Origin of the sequence: Salinirubrum litoreum (assembly GCF_020567425.1) — an archaeon.
Classification (GTDB): domain Archaea; phylum Halobacteriota; class Halobacteria; order Halobacteriales; family Haloferacaceae; genus Salinirubrum; species Salinirubrum litoreum.
Genome location: NZ_JAJCVJ010000002.1, coordinates 1,027,574 through 1,040,657, shown reverse-complemented (window position 1 = coordinate 1,040,657; position 13,084 = coordinate 1,027,574). Strand labels below are relative to the sequence as shown.

The window sequence follows — 13,084 nt, the reverse complement described above, 5'->3', positions numbered from 1 at the left end:
CAGATGATGGAAGACAGCGACGACCACGACTCGACGGACAGCCCCCTCGGCGTACTCGGCCGACGCCGCCGACCGCCGTTCGCCAGACTGCTCGGCGGGAGCCGACCGGGACTCCGGACGCGCCGCCGACCCCGCACTCGCGCTCGCCGGGTCGACCGACTCGCCCGCGCGGACCGGGCCGCCGCCGACGCACCGAGCGGACCCACTCGCGGTCGAGCGACACCGCTCTCGTACCTCCGACTCGCCGACCTGCTCGGGTTCGGAGCGGGCGAGCGCCCACGGGGCGGTGACGCGTCGAGTGAGACCGGCGAGCCACCCACCGCCGGGATCTCGCCACCGTCGACCGCCGACCCGACGCGACTGTCGGTCACGCGCCGGATCACCGTCACCCGCGAGGTCGGTCAGTCGGGCGAACACACCGAGAGTGGGAGTCGGCGACCGACGGGAGCCGACGACCCCGCGACGACACTCCGCCTCCCGCCCACCGGTTCGGTCGGCGACGACCGGGGAGCCTCGCCGACGGCGTCGGGCAGACAGTCGGCGGCGACCGGCGAGCGTTCCCGACAGCAGACGGACACGGTCCACCAACAGGCCGACCGTCGCCGGATCACGACAGTTCGGCCGACCCGGCCGCGATCACCGGTCGGTCTGTCGACCCGACCCGTGCGCCAGGTGCCACGCGGTCGGCGGTCGGTCGCGGTGCTGTCGTCGGGCGACGACCTTCCCGTCTCCGGGGACTCCGACGTCGGCGACCGGGTCACCCCCGCCGACAGGGGACCGACGGTGCCGGCCGCCGGCCGACCGGGCACGACCGCCACCGACGACACGAGAGCCGGATTCGGGACGAGCGAGCCGGGACTCTCGGTGTCGGCCGCCGGAGCCGTCAGCACCGGTCGCGCCGGTCTGACCGGTGGTCGGTCCGGTATCGGTACGACCGGACGCGCCGGTCGGTCCGGACCACTCGGCGACGGGACGCGAGCGTCGACTGCGGGACTCGGTACTCACACCGGCTTCGACGAGCCACGGCTGGTCGTCGCCTCGCGTGACTCCGAGGTCGACGGGGACACCGAAGCCGGGAGCGCCACCGGGGGGCACCCTCCCGCCGAGCGTGGCGACTCGGTCAGTCCCGGGGCTGGCGGCCTGAGGCGCGGCACGGAGTCGGCAGAGACGACCGGATCGTCGGCGGTCGAATCGGCGACGACGCCGCCCGACCCTGCCGCCGGCGACGCCGACCCCGGTTCCGTGTCACTCCCGCCGGCGACCGTGGACCGGATCGTGGATCGACTCTCTCGGCGACTCCGGCGGGACCGACGCATCGCCCGCGAGCGAGGTGACCGCTGATGTCGGCGTCGCCGGTCGGCACCGACGACGGCTACCTCGAAGTGGTCGACGCCCGGGGGAACACGTTCCCGCGGGAGCGCATCCCCTTCGCGTTCAACCCGACGGAGTACTCGCTGAACTACGGCCACGGGCTAGGCGGACAGGGCCTGCGGGGCAACCAGGAACAGGTCTCGCAGGCGACGACGCCGGACACGACCACACTGTCGGTGACGCTGCTGTTCGACACCTACGAGTCCGGCGGCGACGTGCGGAGCGAGTACGTCGACGGGGTGACGGCACTGTTGTCGGTCGCGACGCCGCCGGTCTGTCGGATCGCGTGGGGCGGGCTGAACTTCCTCGGCGTCCTCCAGTCGGTGGACGCGACCTACACGATGTTCCGGCGTGACGGCACGCCGGTCCGGGCACGGGTCGCGGTGACGGCCCGGAAACACGAACCCTCGACCGACGAGGACGCCGCGACCGCGAGCGCCTCGACGCAGGTGACGGTCACGGCCGGCGACACGCTGTCGAGCATCGCCGAGGCGGCCTACGGCGACCCGACCGCGTGGCGGGTGATCGCGGCCGCGAACGGGATCACGAACCCACGGACGCTCCAGTCTGGCGCGGACCTGACGATTCCGCCGGCCGGGAGGCAGTCGTGAGTCTCGGCACCCGCGAACCGGGTGGACGGGGCGCACCGAGCACCGACACCGAGGGGACCCTCGCGGCACTGAAGTCGGCCTACGGCGGCCTGTACGAACCGGCCTTCGAACTCTCGATCGGCGACGCGACCTACCGCGCCGGCGAGGGCGTCGTCACGGATCTCTCGGTCGATACGACCGTCGCCGGTGCCGACCGGTTCTCGGCGCGGTTCGACGGCGAGTTCGACCCGACCACGCGCCGGGTGTCGTTTCCGGACCTCGACTGGGCCGACTTCGAGACCGGGGCAGCGGTCACGGTCGCGGTGGGGTACGCTGACACTCTGGTCGACGCGTTCGTCGGCTCCGTCTCGGAGGTGTCGGCCGACTACCCCGCGAGTGGCCCGCCGTCGGTCGAGATCGCGGGCTACGGTCCACTGCAGGCGACGACCCACGGGACCCGGACGCGCTCGTGGGACGAGACGACCGACGGCGACGTGGCGAGCGCGGTGCTGGGTGAGTACGACTTCGCGGGACGGGAGATCGAGTCGACCGACGTGACCCACCCGAAGGTCGTGCAGGACGCCGAGTCGGACTACGACTTCCTCCAGCGTCGGGCGCGGCGAAACGGCTTCCAGTTCGCCTGTCGGCGGGGGACCGTCCGATTCGCGCCGCCGGCCTACGACGCCGATCCGACCGTCTCGCTCCGGTACGGCGAGTCGCTCGGGTCCGTCTCGGTGACGACGACGAGCGCCGAGCAGGTCGCCGAGGTGACGGTCAGACACTGGGACCCGGCGAAGAAGACCGAGATCGTCGGCACCGCGAGCCACGACGGGCCGGGGTCCGGCACCGAGACGCTCCGGGTGCCGGTGGACTCGACGAGCGAGGCCGACGCGGTCGCGCAGGCCGCGCTGGACCGCATCCGGAGTGGGCTGGTCTCGGGCCACGGCGAGACGGTCGGCGTCCCGGACCTGCAGGCCGGCGACACGGTCCAGTTGTCGGGGCTGGGCGACCGGTTCGACCGGACCTACTTCGTGACGGGGGCGACCCACCGGATCGGCGGCGAGGGGTTCCGGACCGACTTCGCGGTCGAGGAGCGTGTGCTATGAGACAGAGGAGAGACACCGAGACGAGACCGTTCGAGACGCGACAGCATCGACCGGCGACCGCACCGCGACAGCCGAGGCAGACGACCGCACCGCGACGGCCCCGACCGGCGACCGCACCGCGACAGTCCGAACCGCCGACTGTCCCGCGACAGCACGGACCGCCGACGACACTGCGACGACCGCATTTCCACCGGGCGACGACGGAGCGTCGGCGACAGCCGACGCGATGGAGTCGCCGCCTGCGAATCGGTCGGCACTCGACTCGGGAGGCCCGGCCGTGAGCGAGCGCGAACGCCAGTACGTCGGCAGAGGTGCGACCGCCACCGGCGTCACCCCGGCGGTCGTCACCGACAACGAGGACCCGGAGGGGATGGGTCGCGTGAAACTCCGCATCCCCCGGCGCGAGGGTGACGACGAGAGCGACTGGGCGCGCATCGCGGTCCCGATGGCCGGCGGCGACCGGGGGACCTACTTCCTGCCGGAGGTCGGCGACGAGGTGCTGGTCGCGTTCGACGCGAGCGACCCCGGCGAACCCTACGTCGTCGGCGCGTTGTGGAACGGCGAGGACGCCCCGCCCGCCGCAAACGAGGGAAGCAACGACGTGCGCCTGATCAAGTCCCGGTCGGGGCACGAGATCGAACTGGACGACGCGAGCGACGGCGGCCTCCGCATCGAGACCGCCGGCGGGCACACGGTCGTTCTCGACGACGGCGGCGGCACCGTGACCGTCGAAGACGGCAACGGGACGAACTCGGTGACGTTCGAGTCCGGCGGCCTGACGCTGTCGAGTTCGACCGCCGTCTCCGTCGAGGCACCGCAGATCGACATCACGAGCGACGGGAACCTGACCGTGGAGGCCGGCGGCGTGCTGACGCTGAACGGGACACTCGTCACCATCAACTGACCATGCAGAACACGATACACTCGGAAAAGAACGAGACGTCCAGCCGACGACCACGACCGGAGGCGATCTGACGATGCCACCGGCCGCACGCGTGACCGATCCGACCGCCCACGGCCCGCCGCTGACCGGTGCCGGGAGTCCGACCGTCGTGATCGAGGGCCTGCCGGCGTGGCGCGCTGGTGTGGACTTCCACGCCTGCCCGCTCTCCTCGGGACCGGTCCCGCACGTCGGCGGGGTCGTCGCGGTCGGGAGCGCGACCGTGCTGATCGAGGGGATGCCGGCAGTGAGACTGGGCGATACCATCGTCGAGAACGGCCCGCCGAACACCGTGGTCGGCGGCAGTTCGACCGTGCAGATCGGGTGACTCATGCAGGACGACTTCCTCGGACGCGGCTGGTCGTTCCCGGTCGAGACCGACGGGACCGGCCGGGTCGCGCTCTCCGCCGGTCCCGAGGACGTGAAGGAGTCGATCCGGATCGTCCTCGGGACCGCGAAGGGCGAGCGCGTGATGCGCCCGGACTTCGGCTGTGGGATCCACGACTACACCTTCGCGTCGATCAGCACGACCACCCTCACGCAGATCGAGGCGACCGTGAGCGAGGCGCTCCGGGACTGGGAACCCCGGATCGCGGTCGAGTCGGTGACCGCCAGCCGAGACGAGGGTGCGCCCGGCCGACTGCTGGTCGAGATCGACTACCGACTCCGGCGCACCGGGCGGGCGGACAATCTCGTCTACCCGTTCTACGTCGAGGAGGGGACCCGTGGCGAGTGACGATCCGAGCGCCGAACCGGGGACCGACGCGGTCTCGACGCCGGGGTCGGCGTCGGACGCGACCACCGACCCGGTGCTCGACGGCCGGAGCAGAGACGACCTGTTCCGGGACGCACTCGCCCTCGCGCCGGGCTACACGCCCTCGTGGGACCCGGGGGACGACGCCGGGACCGCGCTGGTCCACCTCTTCGCCGAACTCGCACGCCACACGACCGAGCGACTGGACCGGGTGCCGGCGAAACACCGCGTCGCCTTCTTCGACCGACTCGGCTTCGACCGCGCGCCGCCGCAGGCCGGACGGATTCCACTGACGGTCACGGTCTCGGAGGGCGCGACCGAGAACGTCCGGGTGCCCGCCGGCACGAGAGCAGTGGACGAGGCGAAGACGATCTTCGAGACCGACGCCGGCTTCGAGGCGACGCCCGCGAGGCTGACCGACGTGGTGAGCGTCGATCCGGACGCGGACCGACTCTACCGCCACGACGCGGCGGTGTCGGCCGGCGAGTCGTTCCAACCCTTCACCGGCCGGGACCGGCAGGCACACGTCCTCTCGCTGGGCCACGCGAGCCTCCTCCAGCAGGCACCCGGCGCGGCGGTGCGGGTCCGACTGCGCGTCGACGCCGACAGCGAGTCGGAGACGGACGCTGTCGCCGACTTCCTCGCGGACTGTCTCATCTGGGAGTGGTACGGCGAGGCGACCGATCCGATCCGACTCGACGAACCGGCACCCGAGGGCGAACCGGTCGAAGACTGGCACGTCGTGGAACCCGAGACGATGGAGACCGACACCGACCGCTGGGGCGAGCAGGTGGTCTCGATCGAACTCCGACCACCCGGACCCCTCACCGAGACGACGGTCGGCGGGCGGACCAGTCGCTGGCTCCGGGCGACGACCAACCGGAACTGCGATCCAGCACACGTATTCGAACTCGCCGTCGGCCCGGTGACGCTCGCGGCCGGCGACCGACGTGCGGTGGGCGAGGGGAGCGACACCGCACTCGGCGGCGGCGCGGTCGGCCGCGCTGCGGACGCGCTGTTCGCAAACGACGTCCCACTCTCCGATCCGACCGCCAGCGAGCCAGTGCTCCCCTTCGGCGACCACCCCCGACACCGCGACACGTTCGCCATCGCGTCGGGTGACGCGCTGACGACGCCGGGGGCGACCGTCACCCTCTCGCTCACGCTGGCGAACGCCGACGCGATGTCGGACGCCGGTGGCCCGTCGGTCTCGTGGGAGTTCTGGAACGGGGACGCGTGGACGCGACTCCCGCTCCGCGACGAGACGGACCCGGACGCGCGGCGGTTCACCGACAGCGGCACGGTCGTCTTCGACGTGCCGCCGGACCTCGCGGAGACGGCGGTGGCGGGCGAGGACGGCCACTGGATCAGGGCGCGACTCGTCGGCGGCGACTACGGCTCTGTCGCGTACGTCCGGACCGAAGACACCTCCAACAACACCGAGACGTGGACGACGAAGACCGACGGCGTGACCCCGCCGAAGCTCTCGATGCTGCGCCTCCAGTACGGCAAAGAGGAGCGTCCGGACCACCTGCTCGCTGCGGACAACGGCGAGGCGCCACGCGACGTGTCGCTGGCGCTCCGGGAGCGCACCCGCCCGTTCCGACGACTGCCGGCAGACGGCCAGACGCTCGCGCTCGGGTTCGACCGGCGACTCGAAGACGGGCCGATCCAGTTGCTCTGGTCGCCGACCGACCGGGCGACGCCGGCCGACTTCGACCCGCGACTGGCGTGGACGTACAGTCGACAGGCGACCGACGCCGGGGCCGGCGGCGAGGTCACGGAGTGGGCCGTGCCGGACGTGGCCGACGGGACCGAACGTCTGCTGACGCGCGGGCTCATCTCGGTGGTCTTCCCGGACGCGAGCGAGGCGGTCGGGCTGTTCGGCGCGGCGCGACACTGGCTCCGGGCGAGTGTCGTCGAGGGGGCGTTCGAGACGCCGCCGCCGGCGACCGGTCCCGCCGACCTGGCGATCCGGATCGACCGCATCGACGCGCCCCGCGAGACGATCCGACTCCGGAACACCGGCGACCGGAGTCTCGACCTCTCGGGGTACCTGGTCGACGTGGAACACGGCAACCTCGACGTCGACCAGCACCGGGCGCTCCCCGGCGGCACGGTGATCGACGCGGGTGGGACCCTGACGGTCGCCAGCGGCCGCCTCTCGCCGGGACCGGCCGACGTCTGGTTCGACTTCCGCGCGCCGGTGTTGAACGACACGGTGCCCGACGAGGTCGCGCTGTTGACGCCGAGTGGTGATCCGGTCGCTGTCGGCGGCGGCCCGGTCGCGGGCGAGGAGGCGAGCGAGGAGACCGACGAACGCGGCGCAGACAGCGACGCCGACACCGGTGGCGACTCGACAGACGAATCCGGCCACGACTGCGGCTGTGGCGGGCACGCAGGCGACGACCACGCCGACTGCGGTCGCCCCGGCCACGCCGACAGCGACCCCTGCGAGACGACCCTCCCCACCGAATCGAGCGTCGGCGATCCGACCGAGACGCCGCCGGTCGTGGAGGTGCTGGCGGTCAACGCCGGGTGGGCGACGAACGTGGAGAGCGTGACCGACGAACTACTCGGCGGGAGCGACGGCACCGCAGATCAGACGTTCGCGGTCGCCTCGCCGCCGGTGGTCGCCGAGTCGGTCTGGGTCGACGAAGCGCGAACCCTCTCGACTGCCGACCGCGAGGGTCTGGTCGCCGACGCTCCCGAACAGGTCGAGGTCGTCGGTGGCGGAGCGACCGGCGACACCGACTCCGCCCCGGACGCGGTCTGGGTGCGGTGGACCGCAGTCGAGGACTTCCTCGGCTCCGGGCCGGACGACCGCCACTACACCGTCGACCGACTCTCCGGCGAGATCCAGTTCGGCGACGGTCGCCGGGGACGTATCCCGCCGCGCGGCCGGGACACCGTCCGAGCGAGCTACGAGACCGGCGGCGGGAGCGCCGGCAACGTGCCGAGGGAGACCGTCACGAAACTGGAGAGTGCCATCGCGCTCGTGGACGAGGTGACGAACCCCATCGCGGGCGACGGCGGCGCGGACGCCGAGTCCACCGAGTCGGCGGTCACGCGCGCCAGCCGAACCCTGCGGGACGGTGACCGCGCCGTGACGCCGGTCGACTTCGAGCGCGTCGCCACGACCACCACGCGGAAACTGGCACGGGCGCGCTGTCTCCCGGCGACCGACGCCGCCGGGCGGCGTCGGGCGGGCTTCGTGACACTGATCGTCGTCCCGGCGAGCAGTGCCCGGAAGCCGGTCCCGTCTGCCAGTCTCCGGGAGCGTGTCGCGGAGCGAGTCGCCGACCACGCGCCGACCACGGTCGTCACGCCGGATCGACTGATCGTCCGGGGACCGGCCTACGTCGAGGCGACCGTCGCGGTTCGGGTCGTCGCCACGCCCGGCGTCGAGAGCGTCTCGGCGGTCGAGCGCGCGGTCGACGACGCGCTCTCCGCCTACCTCCACCCGCTCTCGGGTGGCGAATCGGGCGAGGGCTGGGCGTTCGGCACCCTGCCGTGTCCGGCCGACCTGTTCGCGGTCGCCGAGGGCGTGGCGGGCGTGGATCACGTCGCGGACCTGACGGTGACGTTCCACGGTGACGAGACCACGGCCCGCGTCGGCGACGGCGACGAGGTGCCCGGCGTGAGCGAGGACGTCCTGGTCTTCGCCGGGACACACGACGTGCGGGCGAGTCGGGCGTCTCCCGCCACTGCGACGACCGGGGCTGACAGCACCACCGCCGCCGACGCTGGCGCGACGAGTACGACAGACGCCGGCACGGGAGGTGGCGCGTGAGCCTCGACCCGCCGACGCTGGACGACCGGACGTTCGACGACCTGCTGGCCGACGCCCGGAAACTGCTCCCGGCGTACACCGACGAGTGGACCGACCACAACGTCCACGACCCGGGGATCACGGTGCTGGAACTGCTGGCGTGGCTCACCGAGACCTACGGCTACCAACTGGACCAGATCACCGACGACCACGTCCGGAAGTACCTCCGACTGCTCGGCGAGACGCCGACACCGCCGCGCCCGGCGCGTGTCGACCTGTCGCTGTCGCCCTCGGCACTGGCAGACGGTGCGGTCGTGCCGAACGAGACGACAGTCCGCGCGGCGGTGGGCGGGACCACGGTCGGGTTCGAGACGGCCCGGTCCGTTGCCGTGACCGACGCCGAACTGGCCCACGTGGTGGTCGACCACCGGCGCGGGCGGACCGACAACACCACCGCGAACCGCGAGGACACGATGCACTTCCTCGGGTTCGGCCCGCGTGCAGAACGCGGTGCGACTCTCAACCTGGGTTTCGCGGGCGACCCGTTCGCGGGCGACGTGCTGGACGTGGCGTTCGACTTCCACGACGCGGACCTCCCGCCGGTCGGTGCTCACCGCGACGAGACGGGGACCTTCCGGCCGACCGTCGAACTCCAGTGGGAGTATCTCACGGACGCCGGCCGGTGGTTCGACGACGACGCGTGGGACCCCCTCTCGCCGGCGACCGACGACGCGGGCGACCCGGTGGACACGACCGACCGGTTCTACCGGGGTGGACACGTCCGACTGTCCGCACCCGACCCGGCCGACTGGGCGGCGGTGGACCGACTGGGCCGGGTCTTCGATTCCCCCAGCGGACGCTACTGGCTCCGGTGTCGCGTGGTCGCTGGCGGCTACGAGATTCCGCCGGTCTTCGACGCGGTCCGGGTGAACAGCGTCCCGGCGGTCCACCAGAGGACCGTCGGGCCGGTCGACGCGGCGAGCGCCGACGCCGCGGTGCTGGTCCGCGCCGAGCGACGACTCGGTGCTGTCGGCGGCGAGAGTGCTGTTCCCGCCAGTGTCGGCGACGCGGGAGCGCGCCCCCGACCGACCGACGAGACCCGCACCACCGACCTGCCCGGACAGGCGTTCCTCCTCCCCGACGCCCCGGTGCTCGACGCGACGATCCACGTTCGGGAACCCGGAGACCCACCGGTGCAGTGGACCGAGGTCGGCGACCTCGACGCGTCGGGACCGACCGACAACCACTACGTCCGGGAGGCGACGACCGGCGTGATCCGGTTCGGCGACGGCGTGACCGGCCGCGTGCCGCCGGCCGGGAGCGAGGTCGTGGCGAGTCGGTACGTCGCCGGCGGGGGCGTCGCGGGGAACGTCTCCCAGGAGGCGCAGTGGTCGCTGGTGACCGACTCGCCCGTGGCAGACGAGGTAGCGGTGTCGACACTCGGACCGGCGGCCGGCGGCACGGACGCCGAGTCGGTGGACGACGCGCTCGTCCGGATCCGACGCGGACTCCTCGACACCTCGCGGGCCGTGACCGGCGAGGACTACCGCGAGTTGGCGCGCTCGACGCCCGGCGTCCGGGTCGCGCGGGCGACCGCGACGACCCACGAGGTGCCGGGACCGGGCGACTGCGACCCCGTGACTGCGGTCCGGGTGGTCGTCGTCCCCCACAGCACACTCCCCGAGTCGACGCCACCGGAGCCGAGTGCTGGCCTGCTGGACGCGGTGGACGCGCACCTCCAGCGACACCGACTCCTCACGGATCGCGTCTCGGTCGCCGGGCCGACCTACGCCGGCGTCCGGGTCGCGGTCGGCGTCGAGTTGGACGAGGGGTTCACCGCCGAGGGGCGGATCGCGGCGGTCGAGACGGTGCTGGACGACTTCCTCGATCCACTGACCGGCTTCGACGGCGAGGGGTGGCCCTTCGGCCGACCGGTCTACCGGGCGGAACTGTACGAACAGATCGCCGGTGTCGCCGGCATCGACTGCGTCCGGAACCTGTCGGTGTCGGCCGACGGCGCACGCGTCACCGACGAGGGGACCGTGGTGATCGACCCGACCGCGCTGGTCTACAGCGCCGGTCACGACGTGACCGTGCTGACCGACGACGCGGACTGCCGGAGGCGGCGATGATCGTCGCTGTCGCCCGGCAGACGCCCGTCCCCGGTCCGGCGACCACGGGCCCCGGAGGTGCTCGCTGATGGACTTCGCGTTCGTCGGCACGAGCGAGGGAGCCGACTGGGACGACTGGACCCTCCGAAATCTGACGAGCGACGAGGGCGTGCTGACGCTCGGGAGTCACGGGACGAACGTCGGCAGTGCGGAACTCCCCGCGCTCGCCGACGCGGACCTGACGATCCGGGCGTTCGACACCGACGACTGCGGCGTCTGCTACCTCCTCACCGGCGAAGGCGACCTCTACCGCTACCACCACGTCGAGGACCGCCTGACACACCTCTGCTGTGTCGCGGACGCCGACCCCGACGACAGCTACGAACCGGTCGACATGGCGGTGACGCGCGACGACGTCGTGATCGCCGAGACGCTGACGACTCCAGCGAGTGCACCGCCCGACAGTCCGCCGGGCCGACTCCACGCGCTCTCGAAACACCTGTTACAGACGCGGTGGGTGGCCACCGAGGGCGTCGGCACCCCGATCCGACTGCTGGACGACGACCGGCGCGTCTTCCTCTTGACCGAGCGCCTCGCTTCCGACACCGCGCCGCCGGAGACGACCGGTGTCCTCGCGCGCCTCGTCCGCGGTGGGGTCGGCCCGACGATCCGAACGGGACTGCGAGCGCCGCGCGACGCGGCGCTCGCAGGGGACGACAGAATCGTCGTCCTGACCGACGACGGGAGTGTGGCGGTGATGACCGACGGCGAGGACGTGCCCGACTGGCGACCACCGACCGTCAGACGCGAGGGACAGGTCGTCCCGCCGCGCTGTCTGACGGCCGACGCCGACAGTCTCGTCGTCGGACTCGCCGCTGGCGAGACGCTGGTCCGGTTCACGCCGGCGTTCACCGACAGCGAGGCCGGTGGCGGCGCAGAGTCGGGCTCCCGCACCGTCGAGACGGTACCGGGGTTCCGCCACCCGACCGCCCGACTGCTGGCCCGCCGGCACGACCCGGCGGGGGTGTACGTCCTCGACGACACTGGGACACTTCGCTTCTCGACTGCGGTCCGGCGGTTCACCGCCGACCCCGAGACCGGTCGGTACGCCGGCACTGCGCGCCGGTGGTTCGACTCGGGCGAGCGCGGGGTCGAGTGGCACCGGACGCGCCTGTCGCTGTCGGCCGACGACCCCGGTACCGGCGTGACGGTGCGCTACTGTGCGACCGACGACCCGCCGGACTCCTCGCAGCCCCCGAGCGAGTCCGACTGGCAGACCGCCCGCGACCCCGCGGACGCCCTGCTGGACGACGCGGAGGGGCGGTATCTCGGACTGGACCTCGAACTCGTCGGCACCGACGCGACGAGTCCGCGCGTCTCGTCGCTCCGGGCGTACCTGCCCCGGCAGTCGTATCTCAGGTATCTGCCGGCCATCTACGACACCGAGTCCGAGGACCGGTCGTTCCTCGAACGGTACCTGTCGGTCTTCGAGTCGGTGTTCGTGGACGTGGAGGCCGGCATCGAGTCGGTGCCCGAGGTGCTGGACCCCGGCGGCGTCCCCCCCGAGTTCGTCGGGTGGCTCGGGTCGTGGCTGGCCAGCGAGACCGACTCGGCGTGGCCGACCGCCGCCCGGCGGGAGTTCCTCGCCCGCGCGCCGGCACTGTACCGCCTGCGCGGGACACCCGCCAGACTGGTCGAGACGGTCCGCATCTACCTCCGGCACGCCGAGACCGACGTGCCGGACTGGTTCCGCGAGCGGCCGGGGGCGGCGATGACGACCGGCGGGGCCGGTCCGAGTACGCCCCGTTGGTCGGCCGGTTCGACCGGTTCGGCTGGCACGACCGGCCCGACCGCTTCGGTAGGTCCGACCGCTTCGGTAGGTTCGACTGCTTCGGGTGGATCCTCGGCTTCGACTGCTTCGACTGGAACGACGGCCACCGCCGGTTCGGGTGGCGCGACTGGAACGAGCGACCCCAAAGATTCCGGTGGAACGGCGGAGTCGGCGGCCACGACTGGCGGTGCCGAACCGCACGAACCGACCGACGACGGCGACCTCCCGGTGTACCTCTGGGAGTTCTCGTCGTTCGACTGCATCGACGACCCCGAGGTGCTGTGCGACTGGCGGCGACTGGTCGAGTGCCCGCAGTGTTTCCTCCTGCTGGTCCCGCCGGGGGTCGGCAGCGAGGCGATGGCGGCCGTCGACCGCATCGTCGCGTGGGCGACGCCGGCCCACGCGGTCGGCCAGGCGGTCGAACTCCGGCCGTGGCTGCGACTCGGCGCGAACGGCTACCTCGGCGTGAACAGCTACCTCGGCGACCGCGCCTTCGTCGTCGAGGACGCACTGCTCGGCGCGGACTCGGTCCTCGGCGGCCGGGAACCGGACGGCCAACTCGGCCTCGCCGGGCGACTCGACAGGGAGGCGCGACTCTCGTGACCATGA

9 protein-coding genes are annotated in these 13,084 nt (G+C 72.5%); all 9 read left to right on the top strand.

Features of this window, described 5'->3' with window-relative positions; translation table 11 throughout:
* The first annotated feature begins 3 nt into the window (after positions 1–3).
* Positions 4–1,341: a hypothetical protein gene (locus LI337_RS13785; RefSeq protein WP_227230911.1), complete on the top strand. Its 1,338-nt coding sequence runs from the start codon at positions 4–6 to the stop codon at positions 1,339–1,341.
* On the top strand, positions 1,341–1,982 hold the full coding sequence (locus tag LI337_RS13780) for a CIS tube protein (protein WP_227230428.1): 642 nt from the start codon (positions 1,341–1,343) through the stop codon (positions 1,980–1,982). The genes LI337_RS13785 and LI337_RS13780 overlap by 1 nt, the downstream gene beginning before the upstream one ends.
* A complete protein-coding gene (locus LI337_RS13775) occupies positions 1,979–3,067 on the top strand; it encodes a phage late control D family protein (protein WP_227230427.1) in 1,089 nt (362 codons plus the stop codon). Before LI337_RS13780 ends, LI337_RS13775 begins: the two co-directional genes overlap by 4 nt.
* Entirely contained in the window at positions 3,057–3,971 is a 915-nt protein-coding gene (locus LI337_RS13770) for a phage baseplate assembly protein V (protein WP_227230426.1), read from the top strand. Before LI337_RS13775 ends, LI337_RS13770 begins: the two co-directional genes overlap by 11 nt.
* A 73-nt stretch (positions 3,972–4,044) precedes the next feature.
* A complete protein-coding gene (locus LI337_RS13765) occupies positions 4,045–4,335 on the top strand; it encodes a PAAR domain-containing protein (RefSeq protein WP_227230424.1) in 291 nt (96 codons plus the stop codon).
* Positions 4,336–4,338: 3 nt separating this feature from the next.
* Positions 4,339–4,743: a GPW/gp25 family protein gene (locus LI337_RS13760; RefSeq protein WP_227230423.1), complete on the top strand. Its 405-nt coding sequence runs from the start codon at positions 4,339–4,341 to the stop codon at positions 4,741–4,743.
* Positions 4,733–8,554 (top strand): putative baseplate assembly protein, encoded by a 3,822-nt coding sequence (locus tag LI337_RS20205; protein WP_227230422.1) that lies wholly within the window; start codon positions 4,733–4,735, stop codon positions 8,552–8,554. The genes LI337_RS13760 and LI337_RS20205 overlap by 11 nt, the downstream gene beginning before the upstream one ends.
* The gene (locus tag LI337_RS13750; RefSeq protein ID WP_227230421.1) at positions 8,551–10,665 is read left to right on the top strand and encodes a putative baseplate assembly protein; all 2,115 of its coding nucleotides are present in this window, start codon (positions 8,551–8,553) and stop codon (positions 10,663–10,665) included. The genes LI337_RS20205 and LI337_RS13750 overlap by 4 nt, the downstream gene beginning before the upstream one ends.
* A 67-nt stretch (positions 10,666–10,732) precedes the next feature.
* Positions 10,733–13,078 (top strand): phage tail protein, encoded by a 2,346-nt coding sequence (locus tag LI337_RS13745; RefSeq protein WP_227230420.1) that lies wholly within the window; start codon positions 10,733–10,735, stop codon positions 13,076–13,078.
* The last annotated feature ends 6 nt before the right edge of the window (positions 13,079–13,084 follow it).